Origin of the sequence: Marinibacterium profundimaris (assembly GCF_002210095.1) — a bacterium.
Lineage (GTDB): Bacteria > Pseudomonadota > Alphaproteobacteria > Rhodobacterales > Rhodobacteraceae > Marinibacterium > Marinibacterium profundimaris.
Map to the genome: position 1 here is coordinate 455509 of NZ_AQQR01000002.1, position 14865 is coordinate 470373.

Consider the following 14865-nt stretch of genomic DNA (forward strand, 5'->3'; position numbering starts at 1 on the left):
GCAATGCTCGGCAAGACCGCAGGCGGTATATTCTGGATGCTGCGCTACATGGAGCGCAGCGAGAACACGGCACGCATGATCGAGGCGGGGTTGCGCATCTCGCTGACCCGGTCCAGCGCGGCCGACAGCGAATGGTCCTCGATCCTGCAGGCGACCGGGGTCGCGGCGCAGTATTTCTCGCAGCACGATGCGATCGACGGGCAGAAGGTCATCAACTTTCTCCTGCGCGAGAAGGGCAACGACGGATCTGTCATGGCCAATGTCGAACTGGCCCGGACCAATGCGCGGATGGTGCGCACCGCCCTGACCAAGGAGGTCTGGGAGGCGGTCAACGAATGCTGGATGACGCTGAAAAGCCAGCTTTCGCGACCCATCAAGCAGCAGGACCTGCCAGAGATCCTGACCTCGATCCGGCAGCGCACCGCCTTCGTGCGCGGCTCGCTGCACGGGACGATGGTGCGCAACGACATCTACGACTTCGCGCGCATGGGGACGTTCTTTGAACGGGCCGACAATGCCGCGCGGGTGCTGGACGTGAAATACTACATCCTGCTGCCCTCGATCATGCATGTCGGCACCGTCAGCGACAACGTGCAGTGGGAAACCATCCTGCGCGCGACCTCGTCGGTGCGGGCCTACCAGTCGCTGCATGACGGGGAATTCGACCCGCGCAAGATCGCGCGGTTCCTGATCCTCGACAGGCGGCTGCCACGATCGCTGGCATTCTGCTATCACAAGATGCAGGCCAATCTCAGCTACCTTGCCGACGATTACGGGGAGCGAAAGGAGAGCCACAAGATGGTGGACCAGATCTGCCACAAGTTCGACCATTCGACCATCGACCAGATCTTCGAATACGGCCTGCACGAATTCGTCACCGAATTCCTGGCCGAAAGCCATGCGCTCGGTCGTCAGATCGAACGCGATTATCGGTTCTACGAATAGGCCATGCATCTGAAAATCTCGCACACCACATCGTATCACTACGATAACCCGGTTCCCTACGCGCTGCAGCAGTTGCGGCTGCGACCGAAGTCGCGGGCCGAGCAGAACGTCATCTCGTGGGACGTCACCGTCGATGGCGGGCGGCTGGAAGCGTCGTTCGAGGACGAGCACGCCAATCGCGTCGACCTGATCAGCTTCGAACCGGGGGCGCAGGACATCGTGATCACCTGCGAAGGTGAGGTGGAGGTCACCGACAACAACGGCGTCGTCGGCAAGCACACCGGCTTCACGCCGCTGTGGCTGTTCGACCGGACCACGAAGCTGACGAAGCCCGGCCCGGGGCTGCGGGCGCTGATGTCGGATTTCACCCGGCCCGAAAGCGACCTGGCCACGTTGCACGGTCTGTCGGACCATATCCTGTCCAAGGTGCCCTATTCGAAGGAGCAGACCTCGGCGATGCTGACCGCCGAACAGGCTTTGGCCGAAGGGCACGGCGTATGCCAGGATCACGCGCATATCTTCATCGCCGCCGCGCGGCAGCTGGGCCATCCGGCGCGCTACGTCAGCGGCTACCTGATGATGGACGAGCAGGTCGAGCAAAGCGCCAGCCACGCCTGGGCCGAGGCCTATGTCGACGGGCTGGGCTGGGTCGGGTTCGACGTGTCGAACGGGCAAAGCCCGGATGCGCGTTATGTCCGCGTGGCCACGGGGCTGGACTATTCGCAGGCCGCGCCGACGTCGGGGATGCGCTTTGGCGAGGGGCCGGAATCGATGCGCGTGACGCTGGTGGTCGAACAGCAGCAGTGACGCCGGGTTCGCAAGCCGCTAGTAACCGATTCTGAATGGGGTTCCGCTATACGCGGAGACAGGCGAATCGGGTTGGCGGGGCTATGACCTATTGTGTTGGAATGCGACTGGATCGCGGGTTGGTCTTCATGTCCGACACGCGGACCAATGCGGGCCTGGACAACATTGCCACGGCCCGGAAGATGCACACCTGGGAGGTGCCGGGCGATCGCGTGATCACGCTGATGACCGCCGGCAACCTGGCAACGACGCAATCGGTGGTCGGCATCCTCGACGAACGCACCAAGGCGCCGGTCGATCGCGCGCCGTCGATCCTGCAGAGCCCGTCGATGTTCCAGATCGCGCGCGAGGTCGGCACGACCCTGAAAGAGGTCATCCACTCCAACGACGACAGCGGTGCCGAGGCGGCGGCCTTCGGCGCGACGATGATCCTGGGCGGTCAGATCAAGGGCAGCCCGCCGCGCCTGTTCCTGATCTATCCCGAGGGCAATTTCATCGAGGCCTCCGACGACAACCCGTTCTTCCAGATCGGCGAGACCAAGTACGGCAAGCCGATCCTGGTGCGGGCCTATGACAAGACGGCGAGCTTCGAGAATTCGATCAAGCTGCTGCTGGTCAGCTTCGATTCGACGATCAAGTCGAACCTCTCGGTCGGGCTGCCGATCGACTATGTCACCTACACCGCCGATACCCTGCGTTTCGGCGTGCAGGGGCGGATCCTGGACAGCGACCCTTATTACCAGGAAGTCTCCAACGGCTGGAGCGAGGCGCTGAAATCGGCCTTTGCCCAGCTGCCGGATTTCACCTTTCCGGAGTGATCGCCCGGCATCGGGGGTAAAAGCGCCCGGCCCCCCATCGAGGGGGGCAGGGCGCTGCCCGGCGCGGCCGGGCGGGCGCCCAGCGGGGGCGGAGGGCCCCGTGCCATCGCAAAGCAAGGGGCGGCAACGTCGCGCGGCCCCGGCACAAAGCGGCGGGCCCGGCGACTTCTGCGGCCGATCCCGCGCCGCATCGACCCGGGTCTGCACCGGCGCCCATCCGCCGCCGGACGGGCCATCGCGCCGCACCCTGCTGCTGCCCCTTGACCTTCCAGTAACTGGAAGCCCTATCTGGGGTGCATGAGCATGACATCCGACACCCCGCTGCGCCTTGAAGTCGAGAACCTCAGCTGCGCCAGCTGCGTCCGCCGCGCCGAAGCCGCCCTGGCCGACGTGCCCGGCATCGGCGGCGCGAGCGTCAACCTGGCCAACCGCACGGCCACCGTCGAGCCCGGCACCGCCACGGGCGCGGCGCTGGCCGAAGCGCTGTCCGCCGCAGGCTACCCCGCGCGCGAGGCCGAGGCGCGGCTGGATATCGAGGGCATGACCTGCGCAGGCTGTGCCGGCCGCGCCGAACGGGCGCTGGCCGCGGTGCCCGGGGTGATCTCGGCCCAGGTGAACCTGGCCGACCGCACCGCCCGGATCCGCTATTTCGAGGGCGCCACCACGCCCGAGGCCCTGGGCGCGGCCTCGGCCGAGGCCGGTTACCCGGGCACCCCGCACGAGACCGGGCAGGGCGCCGACGCCGGCCAGCGGGCGGAGGAGGAGATCACCAGGACCCGCCGCGCCACGCTGACCGCGCTTGCGCTGACCCTGCCGATCTTCGTGCTCGAGATGACGGGCCACGTGATCCCCGCCTTCCACCACTGGATCGCCGCGACCATCGGCATGACGACCTCCTGGACGATCCAGGCGGTGCTGGCCACGCTGGTGCTGATCGGGCCGGGCCGCGATTTCTTCCGCCACGGGATCCCGCGCCTGCTGAAGGGCGACCCGGACATGAACGCTCTGGTCGCGCTCGGCTCCGGCGCGGCCTGGATCTTTTCCACCGTCGCGTTGCTGGCGCCCGCCCTGCTGCCCGAAGGCACGCGCGCGGTCTATTACGAGGCCGCCGCCGTCATCGTCACGCTGATCCTTGCCGGCCGCTGGCTGGAGGCCCGCGCCCGCGGCCGCACCGGTGTCGCGATCCGCAAGCTGATCGCCCTACGTCCCGAAACCGCCCTGGTCGAGACCGAAAACGGTCCCGAGGAACGCCCCACCGACAGCCTGAGCCCCGGCGATGTGCTGGTGGTGCCGCCGGGCCGCAGCCTCGCCGCGGACGGCGAGGTCGTGTCGGGTGACAGTTACATCGACGAATCCATGATCACCGGCGAACCCGTCCCGGTGGCACGCGGCGCGGGCGACCGGGTCGTGGGCGGGACGGTCAACGGGTCGGGCACGCTGCGGGTCCGGGTGACCTCGACCGGGGCCGACACCCTGCTGTCGCGCATCGTCGCCATGGTCGAAGAGGCGCAGGGCGCGCGGCTGCCGATCCAGGCGCTGGCCGACCGCGTGGTGCGGATCTTCGTGCCCGTGGTGCTGGTCATCGCTACGCTGACCTTCGTCACCTGGATGGTCTTCGGCCCGGTGCCGGCGCTGTCCCACGCGCTGGTGGCCGCGATTTCCGTATTGATCATCGCCTGCCCCTGCGCCATGGGGCTTGCCACGCCGACCTCGATCATGGTCGGCACCGGCCGCGCGGCCGAGCTGGGCGTGCTGTTCCGCCGGGGCACGGCGCTTGAGGGGCTGGCCGGCATCCGGGTCATAGCCTTCGACAAGACCGGCACCCTGACCGAAGGCCGGCCCAGCTTGACCACGATCCGACCCGCCGGGGACTGGACCGAGGACGCGGCCCTGCGCATCGCGGCGGCGGTCGAACGCGGATCGGACCACCCGATCGCGAAGGCCATCGTCGAAGGCGCCGCGCAACGCGGGCTCGACCTGCCACAGACCTCGGACGAGCAGGCGCTGCCGGGCTACGGCCTGCAGGCCATGGTCGAGGGCCGCCGCATCCTGCTGGGCGCCCCCCGCCTGATGACGCGCGAAGGCATTGCCCTGCCCGAGATCCCGGGCGACACCGGCGCCGACACCCCGGTCTGGCTGGCGGTGGACGGGCAGGCGGCGGCCTATCTCGCGGTTGCCGACGCGATCAAACCCGATGCGAGCCGCGCCGTCGCCGCGCTGCAGGCCGAGGGGCTGGAGGTCGCCATGATCACAGGTGACGCCCGCGCCCCGGCCGAGGCGATCGCCCGCAAGCTTGGCATCACCCATGTCGAGGCCGAGGTGCTGCCGGGCGACAAGCAGGAGGCCGTCAAACGCCTGCGCGACCGGCTTGGCCCGGTGGCCTTTGCCGGCGACGGGATCAACGACGCCCCGGCCCTGGCCGAGGCCGACGTGGGCCTTGCCATGGGCACCGGCACCGACATCGCCGTCGAAGCGGCGGATGTCGTCATGGTCTCGGGCGCCGTGGCGGGGGCGGTCAACGCACATCACGTGTCGAAGGCGACCCTGTCCAACATCCGGCAGAACCTGTTCTGGGCCTTCGCCTACAATTCCGCGCTGATCCCCGTTGCGGCCGGCGTGCTTTATCCGCTGACCGGCACGCTGCTGTCGCCGATGCTGGCGGCCGGGGCGATGGCGCTGTCCTCGGTCTTTGTGGTGTCCAACGCGCTGCGCCTGCGCCGGATCGCCCCGGCCCTGGCCGAGACGCCCGCGCGCCCGGCCAACAGCGCCGCGCCGAAGACGGTGACGCCATGAACATCGGCGCGGCGGCGAAACGCACCGGCCTGCCGGCCAAGACGATCCGCTATTACGAGGAAATCGGGCTGATCCGCCCGGCGCGCGATCCGAACGGCTACCGCGATTTCTCGGAAACCGATGTGCACAAGCTGGCCTTCCTTGGACGCGCCCGGTCCTTCGATTTCTCGATCGAGGATTGCCGTTCGCTTCTGGCCCTGTACGAAGACAGCACGCGCGCTTCGGGCGACGTGAAGCGCATCGCCGAGGGGCATCTGGAGAGAATCGACGCCAAGCTGGCCGAGCTGCACGAGATGCGGCGCACCCTGTCTTCGCTGGTCGACAGCTGCGCGGGAGACAACCGGCCGGATTGCCCGATTCTCCGCGACCTGGCCTCGGACCCTGCCGGGCACGGCTGACCTTGCTGCAATGCAGCGTCAAGTCTCTGGCAGGGATGGGAAAATCTGTCAGATCGTGGGTAGCGGTATGGCACCGTATACCAGCGTCATGATTTTATGGCATTTTGGCTGGAACGCCAACTCATGACAGCTATGCGCAAAGCGCGATTGTGGCCGGGGCGCGGCGCCCCATATTCTGCACTGCAGCAAGATATTGAACACATCGCCGCGCCAAGGGTGGCGCGGCACAGCCGAAACAGGACGCCACAGATGAAAACCGCCGCCATCACCGCTTTCGCCATCGCCCTCGCGGGCGCCGCTTCCGCCGACCAGATCACCCTGACCGAGCCGCTCTCGGGCGCCAGCCTGCATGACGGCGGTGTCGACATGAATGTCTACATGACCGAGGTCGACGCCGGGCTCGAAGTCGTCGCCACCTACACGCCGTCCGAAACCTATGCGCCGGCCCGCGTGGCCATGGTGCTCGCCGATGGCGACGCGGTCAGCTTCGCGCTGCCGGGCGCGCCTTCGGCTCATTACGCCTTTGCCCGCACCGGCGGCGACGTCACCGTGACGGCCAGCCCGGTCGGCGTCCAATACGCCAGCAAGTAAGTCACCGACCTATTCCCGGCCTCCCGGCTTCGGGGGTCCGGTCACGCAAAGGCCGCCGCGCGTCTCCTCCTCCGCGCGGCGGCCTTTTTGCGTCTGGGGGGCGGGTGACGCCCGTGCCACAGGGGCAGCGCGCTGGCCGGGACCCTCGCGCGGCGCGGTTGCGCGGCGCGGCGGGGATCCCATATAGAGGACGAAGCAATCATACCCTCAAGGGAATTGTAGATGTTGGAGATTGTCCGGAGCTGATCCGGATCTCGACAGACCGGGATCCGCGCTAACGCCCGCCCGCGCAGCCTGCGCCGGGCCGTGGCTTGACGTGCCTATCCAATTCCGGACATCCGACAATGAACATCTCGAAAAACGAACAGCGCGTGCTGCACGCGTTGGCGCAGGGCGGTCGCATCCTGTACGAACGCGGGCCCAACGGCCGCGTTACGGAGGTGCAATGCTACACGCGTGAGGGCTACATGCTGGAAAACTGCACCCTCGACGTCTTCGCGAAGCTGCGCCGCAAGCGGTTCATCGAATCGCTGAATTCCAGCCCCTACCGGATCTCGGAGAAGGGCCGCCGCAACGTGCGCGCCCAGCTCGACAACCGTTAGATCCCTGCGGACGGCCGTTCCCGCGGCCGTCCGACCCCGTGCCGGGTCAGGCCACGTAATGCCGCCAGTCGCCCAGGTCCGAGATATCGGTGGCGCCCCTGGCCGCCGCCGCCTCGCACAGGAACCCCTGCACGGTCGATCCATCGTCCAGCCGGATCGTCCCGATGCCCAGCGGCGCGGGGATCGTCTTCATGAACGACCCGAATTCCGCCTCCGGCATCCGCCAGATTTCCAGGGCGACCGAGGCGCCGGTCCCGTCGGCCACGCGCACCAGACCGGGCCGCGCCACGTCGCCGCCCGCCAGCGCATAAAAGGCATAATCCGGCGCGGTCTTCGCGCGGCGCAGCAGCTTCGCGCCGCGCGAGGTCAGCGTGTGGTTCAGCGGCAGCCCCTCCATGTGGGCGCCGCAGACGGCAATGTCGATCGTGCCGCTCTCGCCGGCGGGGGCCAGCGCGGGCTTCGTGCGCGCCCAGCCGGTGGCGCCAAGTGTGCGGTTGCCCGCCGCCTCGATCACCGTGGCCAGCCCCGCGACCATCGCATCCTGCCCGGCGGGTGCCAGGAAGGTCAGGCTGCCGGGCCGTCCGTCGTCGCGCGCGGGCGCCGGCACGGCGATGCCGCACATGTCCATCAGGTTCACGAAATTGGTGTAGGTGCCGAAGTTGGAATTCGGCGTCACCGGGTCGGCCTCCAGGTCGGCGACGGTGTAGAAGGTCGGGATCGTCGGCACGCACAGCGCGTCGATCCCCGCCAGCAGCGGTTCCGCCTGTCGGATCAGGTCCTTCAACCGGTAGATCCCCTTGAACGCATCCGCCGCCGACAGCTTTTCGGCCGCGCCGATGATCTGGCGGGTGACGGGAAAGACCGCGTCGGGCGTCTTCGTCATCATCTCCTCGATCGCGGCATAGCGTTCCGCGACCCAGGCGCCCTGGTAAAGCATCTCGGCCACCGCGTAGAACGGCGTGAAATCCAGCTCCACGATCTCGCAGCCCCAGCCCTGCATGACCTCCAGCGCGGTGTAAAACGCCTCTTCCTGCACCGAGTCGCCGAAGAACCGGATCGACGCCGGATCGGGGATACCGAGACGCGCCGGCACCGGAGCGGCGAGGGGGCCGACCGGAATGTCGCGCGAATAGCTGTCCGCCGCGTCGTATCCGGCAGCGGCGGTATAGGCGGCAAAGGCATCCTCCACGCTCAGCGCGAAGACCGAGATCGTGTCGAGCGTCCGGCAGGCCGGCACCAGCCCGCTGGCCGACAGCGTGCCCAGCGTCGGCTTCAGCCCCACGATGTTGTTCAGCGCCGCCGGCACCCGCCCCGACCCGGCGGTGTCGGTCCCCAGCGCAAAGGTCACGATCCCATGTCCCACCGCCACGCCCGACCCGCCCGAGGACCCGCCCGGCACGATCTCGGGGTCGATGGAATTCAGCGGCGCGCCATAGGGCGTGCGCACGCCGACCAGCCCGGTGGCGAACTGGTCCAGGTTGGTCTTGCCCACCAGCAGCGCGCCGGCGGCCTGCAACTGCTTGACGACAAGGGCGTCTTCTTCGGCAATGTATTCATAGGCCGGGCAGGCGGCCGTGGTCGGCTTGCCTGCGGCGTCGATGTTGTCCTTGATCGCGTAAGGCGCGCCCCACAATGGTTTTGACGGATCGAAAGGCCCCAGCGCCTCGGCCGCGGCCAGCACCTCGGCCTTGTCGTAGAGGCAGAGGAAGATATGCGGATCGCCCACCGCCGCGATCCGGGCATAGACCTGTTCGATCACCTCGGCGGGCGAGGTGCCGGCGGCATAAGCGGCACGGAGCGAGGGCAGGGTCAGGGGCAGATCGGCCATGGGATGAATCCTTGGAGCGCTTCGGGGTCGTGTCACGGCAAACGGCGCCCGGATCCCGGACGCGGGCCTGGGACGAGCTTCGGCCTTACCGAGCGTTTCCACAAATGCTAAGTTTTCACAAAAGCGGTGCAGGAAACGCACCGCTCATTGTTTCACGTGGCACATTCACCAGGCAGGCAAGGGGCGTCATGCGGCATCTGCAGGATTTCGACATGGTGGAGGCGATCATCCGCGCCGGCTCCATCCGCAAGGCGGCGGAAGACATGAACATCACCGCCTCGGCGCTGAACCGCCGCATCAACCGGTTCGAGGAGGAGCTGGGCTACGAGATCTTCGAGCGCCTGCCGCGCGGTGTCCGCCTGAACCCGGCCGGAGAACTGGTGCTGCACCATATCCGCGCCCAACGCTCCGATTTCGCGCGGCTGCAAAGCCAGGTCGCCGATCTGTCGGGCGTGCGGCGGGGCCATGTCTCCATCGCCTGTTCGCAGGCCCTGCTGCCCTATTTCATGCCCGACCAGATCGCCAGATACCGGGCCGAGCATCGCGGCGTGACCTTTTCGGTCAAGACCCGCGACCGGGTCGAGGCCGAGCACGACCTGTCCACCTTCGCCTCGGACATCGCGCTGGTGTTCGAACCGCAGCACATGGTGGATTTCGAGGTCGTCGTGCAGATCCAGCAGCCGGTTCACGTGGTGATGCGCGCCGACAATCCCCTGGCCTCGCAGACCGAGATCCGCCTGCGCGACTGCCTGGAGCAGGCCTATGTCGCGCCCAGCCCCCGTTATGGCGCGCGGGTGCTGCTGGATGCCGCTGCGCGCAAGACCACCTACCGCACGATCGAGCCGGTCGTGGAATCCGAAAGCTTCGACTTCATGCGCCATTACGTGCTGCACGAGAACGCCATCGCCTTCCAGTTTCCCATCGGCCTGAAGATGGTCGGGGCGCGCGGCTACGTCGCCCGGCCCCTGTCGACCCGCGATGTGGCGCCGGGCAACCTGTTTCTCGGCCAGCTGCGCGGGCGGATCCTGCCTGTCGCCTCCGGCCGCTTCCTGCAGCAGCTGGCCACCGCGCTGCAGGCCCACGCGCTTTGATCCATCAAGCGGTGCGTTTCATGCACCACTCTTGCAAAAAACAAGCATAAGACAACACCACAAATCGGTCCTACGCTGCCTCCTGTCACTCACTCCGCTCTGGTCAGCACCCGGGGCGGGCCCGCCACAGGAGCATACCCGCCTTGACCAGATCCACCTTTTCCCGCCGCCATTTCCTGGCCACCACGGCCGCCATGGGCGGTGTCGCCGCCACCGGATCGCTGATCCCCACGCGCGCCCGCGCCGCCAACCTGACCGTCGGATTCATCTATGTCGGGCCGAAGGACGATTTCGGCTACAACCAGGCCCATGCCGAGGGCGCCGCCGCCGTGAAGGAGATGGAAGGCGTCACCGTCGTCGAGGAAGAGAACGTCCCCGAGACCAACGATGTCCAGAACACCATGGAATCGATGATCAATTTCGATGGCGCCGGGCTGCTCTTCCCGACCTCCTTCGGCTATTTCGATCCGCACGTTCTGGAAGTGGCGCCGAAATACCCCGAGGTGCGCTTTGAACATGCCGCCGGGCTCTGGACCGAAGGCATGCCCACCAATGTCGGGTCCTACTTCGGCTATATCGGCATGGGCCAGTACCTGAACGGCATCGTTGCCGGCCACATGACCCAGTCGAAGAAGATCGGCTTCGTCGCGGCCAAGCCGATCCCGCAGGTGCTGCTGAACATCAACTCCTTCCTGCTGGGCGCCCGCGCGGTGGATCCCGAGATCACCTGCCAGGTCATCTTCACCGGGGAATGGTCGCTTGCCGTGAAGGAGGCCGAGGCCACCAACGCGCTGTGCGACCAGGGCTGTGACGTGATCACCTGCCACGTGGACGGGCCCAAGGTGGTGATGGAAACCGCCGCCGGGCGCGGGTCCTACATCTGCGGCTATCATGCCAACCAGTCGCCCCTGGCGCCCGAGATGTACCTGACCGGGGCCGAATGGAACTGGGCCGGGGTCTATCCGCAGATGGTGCAGACCATGCTGGATGGCGGCACGATCGACAACTTCATCCGCGGCGGCCTGGCCGACGGCTTCATCAAGATGTCGCCGCTGGGCCCCGCCGTCACCGACGCCGCCCGCGCCCAGTTCGAAGAGACCAAGGCCGAGATCGAGAAGGGCGGTTTCTCGGTCATCAAGGGCCCGCTGAAGGACAACAAGGGCAACGTGATCGCCGCTGAGGGCGAGGAATTCCTGGAAACCGACATCGCGCTTGAAAGCATGGACTACCTCGTCGAGGGCGTCATCGGTTCGACGAACTGATCCAATGGCGGATGTGACGACGGCCCAACCGACGCGGCACGGCGTGGCGCTGGCCAAGTGGCTGCCACGGCTGGAGGCCGTCGTCATTCCGCTGGGCGCCCTGATCGCGGGCCTGGCGGTGTTCTCGGTCTTTCTTGCCGTTCTCGGCAAGTCGCCCGTGGATTTCTATGCGCTGATCTACAAGGCCGGGTTCAGCTCGGCCTTTTCCTGGCAGAACACGCTGTCGCGGGTTTCGCCACTGCTCTTTGCGGGTCTCTGCGTTGCCCTGCCCGCGCGGCTGGGCCTCGTGGTGATCGGCGGCGAAGGGGCCATCGCGCTTGGTGGTCTTGCCGCTGCCGTTGCGGGGCTGGCCTTCGCCTGGGCGCCCTCCTTCCTCGGCTTTATCGCCATGGGGGTGGCCGCGATGATCATCGGCGGTGCGTGGATCGGCGCCGTCGGCTGGCTCCGCATCCGGCGCGGCGTGAACGAGACCATCGCCTCGCTGCTGATGGCCTATATCGCCATCGCCCTGATGAACCACTGGGTCGAGGGGCTGTTCCGCGATCCCGCCTCGCTCAACAAGCCCTCGACCGCGCCCCTGCCCGAACATCTGCGCATCGGCGACATGCCGGTGGGGATCGACGTGCACTGGGGGTTCTTCTTTGGCCTGCTGGCTTGTCTCCTCGCCTGGATCCTGACGGACCGCACGACGACGGGCTTCGCCGCCCGCATCGCCGGCGACAACATCCGCGCGGCCGAGGTGCAGGGCCTTCCGGTGGGGCGGCTGGTGATCGGCTTCACCGCTCTGGGCGGGGCGGCGGCCGGGCTTGCCGGGTTCTTCGAGGTCGCGGCGATCCACGGCTCGGCCAATGGCTCGCTTATCGTGGGCTATGGCTACACCGGCATCCTGGTTGCCTTCCTCGCACGCCACAATCCGCTGGCAATCATCCCCGTCGCCATCCTTCTCGCCGGGTTCGAGGCGTCATCCGGCCTGGTCCAGCGCCGCATGGACCTGCCCGACGCCACCATCCTGGTGATGGAGGGGATCGTCTTCGTCACCATCCTGCTGTCGGAAACGCTGTACGGCCGGATCGCGATCTTCAAACCGGGCTTCTGGAGGGCTGACGCATGAGCACCGACATCGGCATGTGGGGCGTTCCGCTCGCCATCCTCGGCGGCGCGATCCGGGTCTCGACGCCGTTCCTGTTCGTCTCCATCGGCGAATGCCTGACCGAACGCTCGGGCCGCATCAACCTCGGGCTCGAAGGCACGCTCGTCTTCGGTGCCATGTCCGGCTACGCGATTGCCTTCGAGACCGGCTCGCCCTGGGCGGGGGTTCTGGCGGCGGCGCTGGCGGGGGCGGTTTTCGGCCTGTTCCACGGCTGGATCTGCAAGTTCAAGGGCGTGAACGACGTGGCCATCGGCATCGCGCTGATGCTCTTGGGCATGGGCCTCGCCTTCTTCTTCGGCAAGCCCTACATCCAGCCGGTCGCGCCCGACCTGCCGGCGATCCCGCTGGGCTGGTGGTCCGACATCCCGCAGGTGCAGGCGGCACTGCAGGTCAACGCGCTGTTCATCATCGGCGCGGCTCTGGCGGTGGCCATGGCCTGGATGTTCCGATCCACGAAGATCGGCCTGACCATCCGCGTCGTGGGCGACAGCACCGATGCCGCCCGCGCCATCGGGCTGAACCCCAACACCGTGCGCCTGCTGTCCACCGCCGCTGGCGGCGCGCTGGCGGGCGTGGGGGGCGCATACCTCTCGCTCTATTATCCCGGCAGCTGGAACGAAGGCGTCTCGTCCGGGCAGGGCCTGATGGCCGTCGCGCTGGTGATCTTTGCCCGCTGGAACCCGATCTATTGCTTCTGGGCTGCCCTTCTCTTCGGCGGCGCAGGCGCGCTGGGCCCCGCGTTGCAATCCGTGGGCGTCACCTCGGGCTATTACCTCTTCTTCGCAGCGCCTTACGTGCTCACGCTGGCGCTGCTCATCTTCACCTCCTCCCCGGACAAGGCCATGGACGGCGCGCCCGGAGAGCTGAGCCTCAACAAGTAGGGAGACCGGCATGAACGGACTTGGCGGCCTGAACAAATCCGAAAACGGCGTGGTCCTGGGCCTCGTGCAGCTGAAACTGCCCAATGTGGTGACGAAGGACGACCTTGCCGCCCAGACCGCGCGCATCGTGGAGCTGGTCGGCAAGGCGCGGCGCAACATGGGCACGATGGACCTTGTCGTCTTCCCCGAATACGCGCTGCACGGCCTGTCGATGGACATCAACCCCGAGATCATGTGCACCATGGACGGCCCCGAGGTCGCGGCCTTCAAGCAGGCCTGTATCGACAACGCGATCTGGGGCTGCTTCTCGATCATGGAGCTGAACCCGGGTGGCATGCCCTACAATTCCGGCCTGATCATCGACGACGAGGGCGAGGTCCGGCTCTATTACCGCAAGATGCACCCCTGGGTCCCGGTGGAGCCGTGGGAGCCGGGCGATCAGGGCATCCCGGTCTGCGACGGGCCGAACGGGTCGAAGATCGCGCTGATCATCTGCCACGACGGCATGTTCCCGGAAATGGCCCGCGAATGCGCCTACAAGGGGGCGGAGATCATGATCCGCACCGCCGGCTACACCGCGCCGATCCGGGATTCGTGGAAATTCACCAACCAGTCCAACGCCTTCTGCAACCTCATGGCCACCGCCAACGTCTGCATGTGCGGCAGCGACGGGACCTTCGATTCGATGGGTGAGGGCATGATCTGCAACTTCGACGGCGCGGTCATCGCGCATGGCACCTCCGGCCGCGCGGATGAGATCATCACCGCCGAGATCCGCCCCGACCTGATCCGCGAGGCCCGCACCGGTTGGGGGGTGGAGAACAACCCCTACCAGTTCGGCCATCGCGGCTATGTCGCCGTGAAGGGCGGTGCGCAGGATTGCCCCTATACCTACATGACCGACCTCGCCGCCGGGCAGTACCGCCTGCCCTGGGAGGACGAGGTCAAGGTGACGGACGGGACCGATTTCGGCTTCCCCGCGCCGACCCGCCTTTACGGTGAAACCAAGAAGGACGCCGCCGAATGACCTATGTCGACGCCAATCCGTACCAATGGCCCTACAACGGCGATCTGCGCCCCGAGAACACGGCGCTGATCATCATCGACATGCAGACCGATTTTTGCGGCAAGGGTGGCTACGTGGATGCCATGGGCTATGACCTTTCGCTGACACAGGCCCCGATCAAGCCGATCAAGGCGGTGCTGACGAAGATGCGCGAGAAGGGTTACCATATCTTTCACACGCGCGAAGGCCACCGGCCCGACCTCAGCGACCTGCCCGCGAACAAGCGCTGGCGCTCGCAGCAGATCGGCGCGGGCATCGGCGATCCCGGCCCCTGCGGCAAGATCCTCGTGCGGGGCGAGCCGGGATGGGACATCATCGACGAGCTTTACCCCGCCTCCGGCGAGATCATCATCGACAAGCCCGGCAAGGGGTCGTTCTGCGCCACGGACCTGGAACTGATCCTGCGCACGCGCGGCATCGAGAACCTGATCCTTTGCGGCATCACCACAGATGTCTGCGTCTCGACCACCATGCGCGAGGGCAACGACCGGGGTTTCGAATGCCTCGTGTTGTCAGACTGTTGCGGGGCCACCGATCCGGGCAACCACGAGGCGGCGCTGAAGATGGTGACGATGCAGGGCGGCGTCTTTGGCGCGGTGTCCGACAGCGAGAAACTGATCGAGGCGCTCTGAC

The 14865-nt window shown here is 67.0% G+C and carries 14 protein-coding genes; 13 read left to right on the forward strand and 1 reads right to left on the reverse strand.

Annotated features, from left to right (window positions below; all coding sequences use genetic code 11):
* Nucleotides 1–3: 3 nt before the first annotated feature.
* The 7 genes from ATO3_RS07070 to ATO3_RS07100 all read left to right on the forward strand — a co-directional run bounded on the left by ATO3_RS07070 (nt 4) and on the right by ATO3_RS07100 (nt 6954).
* The gene (locus ATO3_RS07070; protein ID WP_088649117.1) at nt 4–945 is read left to right on the forward strand and encodes an alpha-E domain-containing protein; all 942 of its coding nucleotides are present in this window, start codon (nt 4–6) and stop codon (nt 943–945) included.
* Nucleotides 946–948: 3 nt separating this feature from the next.
* The gene (locus tag ATO3_RS07075; RefSeq protein WP_088649118.1) at nt 949–1752 is read left to right on the forward strand and encodes a transglutaminase family protein; all 804 of its coding nucleotides are present in this window, start codon (nt 949–951) and stop codon (nt 1750–1752) included.
* 83 nt (nt 1753–1835) lie between these two features.
* Complete coding sequence (locus tag ATO3_RS07080; RefSeq protein ID WP_088649119.1) at nt 1836–2570, forward strand: proteasome-type protease; 735 nt, start codon at nt 1836–1838, stop codon at nt 2568–2570.
* A gap of 303 nt (nt 2571–2873) precedes the next feature.
* A complete protein-coding gene (locus tag ATO3_RS07085) occupies nt 2874–5363 on the forward strand; it encodes a heavy metal translocating P-type ATPase (protein ID WP_088649120.1) in 2490 nt (829 codons plus the stop codon).
* Nucleotides 5360–5761, forward strand: a complete 402-nt coding sequence (gene cueR / locus ATO3_RS07090; protein WP_088649121.1) for a Cu(I)-responsive transcriptional regulator — start codon at nt 5360–5362, stop codon at nt 5759–5761. Before ATO3_RS07085 ends, cueR begins: the two co-directional genes overlap by 4 nt.
* Before the next feature lie 249 nt (nt 5762–6010).
* Nucleotides 6011–6352, forward strand: a complete 342-nt coding sequence (locus ATO3_RS07095; RefSeq protein WP_088649122.1) for a hypothetical protein — start codon at nt 6011–6013, stop codon at nt 6350–6352.
* A gap of 344 nt (nt 6353–6696) precedes the next feature.
* Nucleotides 6697–6954 (forward strand): YjhX family toxin, encoded by a 258-nt coding sequence (locus tag ATO3_RS07100; RefSeq protein WP_088649123.1) that lies wholly within the window; start codon nt 6697–6699, stop codon nt 6952–6954.
* 46 nt (nt 6955–7000) lie between these two features.
* On the opposite strand, the gene atzF is transcribed toward ATO3_RS07100, so the two are convergent.
* Nucleotides 7001–8782 carry an allophanate hydrolase gene (gene atzF, locus ATO3_RS07105; protein ID WP_088649124.1) on the reverse strand — a complete coding sequence of 594 codons (1782 nt, stop codon included), beginning with the start codon at nt 8780–8782 and terminating at the stop codon, nt 7001–7003.
* A 188-nt stretch (nt 8783–8970) separates the two neighbouring features.
* Between atzF and ATO3_RS07110 the strand changes: the two genes are divergently transcribed.
* The 6 genes from ATO3_RS07110 (at nt 8971) to biuH (ending at nt 14864) form a co-directional block, all read left to right on the forward strand.
* Nucleotides 8971–9873, forward strand: a complete 903-nt coding sequence (locus ATO3_RS07110; protein ID WP_088649125.1) for a LysR family transcriptional regulator — start codon at nt 8971–8973, stop codon at nt 9871–9873.
* Nucleotides 9874–10016: 143 nt separating this feature from the next.
* Nucleotides 10017–11135 (forward strand): BMP family ABC transporter substrate-binding protein, encoded by a 1119-nt coding sequence (locus ATO3_RS07115; protein WP_143747241.1) that lies wholly within the window; start codon nt 10017–10019, stop codon nt 11133–11135.
* 4 nt (nt 11136–11139) lie between these two features.
* A complete protein-coding gene (locus ATO3_RS07120) occupies nt 11140–12246 on the forward strand; it encodes an ABC transporter permease (protein ID WP_088649126.1) in 1107 nt (368 codons plus the stop codon).
* Complete coding sequence (locus ATO3_RS07125; RefSeq protein ID WP_088649127.1) at nt 12243–13166, forward strand: ABC transporter permease; 924 nt, start codon at nt 12243–12245, stop codon at nt 13164–13166. Before ATO3_RS07120 ends, ATO3_RS07125 begins: the two co-directional genes overlap by 4 nt.
* A gap of 10 nt (nt 13167–13176) precedes the next feature.
* On the forward strand, nt 13177–14193 hold the full coding sequence (locus tag ATO3_RS07130) for a formamidase (RefSeq protein WP_088649128.1): 1017 nt from the start codon (nt 13177–13179) through the stop codon (nt 14191–14193).
* Nucleotides 14190–14864: a biuret amidohydrolase gene (biuH, locus tag ATO3_RS07135; protein ID WP_088649129.1), complete on the forward strand. Its 675-nt coding sequence runs from the start codon at nt 14190–14192 to the stop codon at nt 14862–14864. The genes ATO3_RS07130 and biuH overlap by 4 nt, the downstream gene beginning before the upstream one ends.
* The last annotated feature ends 1 nt before the right edge of the window (nt 14865 follow it).

Coding starts and splice junctions, on each gene's coding strand:
- ATO3_RS07070 (WP_088649117.1), top strand. CDS start 4: ATGCTCGGCAAGACCGCAGGCGGTATATTCTGGATGCTGCGCTACATG.
- ATO3_RS07075 (WP_088649118.1), top strand. CDS start 949: ATGCATCTGAAAATCTCGCACACCACATCGTATCACTACGATAACCCG.
- ATO3_RS07080 (WP_088649119.1), top strand. CDS start 1,836: ATGACCTATTGTGTTGGAATGCGACTGGATCGCGGGTTGGTCTTCATG.
- ATO3_RS07085 (WP_088649120.1), top strand. CDS start 2,874: ATGACATCCGACACCCCGCTGCGCCTTGAAGTCGAGAACCTCAGCTGC.
- cueR (WP_088649121.1), top strand. CDS start 5,360: ATGAACATCGGCGCGGCGGCGAAACGCACCGGCCTGCCGGCCAAGACG.
- ATO3_RS07095 (WP_088649122.1), top strand. CDS start 6,011: ATGAAAACCGCCGCCATCACCGCTTTCGCCATCGCCCTCGCGGGCGCC.
- ATO3_RS07100 (WP_088649123.1), top strand. CDS start 6,697: ATGAACATCTCGAAAAACGAACAGCGCGTGCTGCACGCGTTGGCGCAG.
- atzF (WP_088649124.1), bottom strand. CDS start 8,782: ATGGCCGATCTGCCCCTGACCCTGCCCTCGCTCCGTGCCGCTTATGCC.
- ATO3_RS07110 (WP_088649125.1), top strand. CDS start 8,971: ATGCGGCATCTGCAGGATTTCGACATGGTGGAGGCGATCATCCGCGCC.
- ATO3_RS07120 (WP_088649126.1), top strand. CDS start 11,140: ATGGCGGATGTGACGACGGCCCAACCGACGCGGCACGGCGTGGCGCTG.
- ATO3_RS07125 (WP_088649127.1), top strand. CDS start 12,243: ATGAGCACCGACATCGGCATGTGGGGCGTTCCGCTCGCCATCCTCGGC.
- ATO3_RS07130 (WP_088649128.1), top strand. CDS start 13,177: ATGAACGGACTTGGCGGCCTGAACAAATCCGAAAACGGCGTGGTCCTG.
- biuH (WP_088649129.1), top strand. CDS start 14,190: ATGACCTATGTCGACGCCAATCCGTACCAATGGCCCTACAACGGCGAT.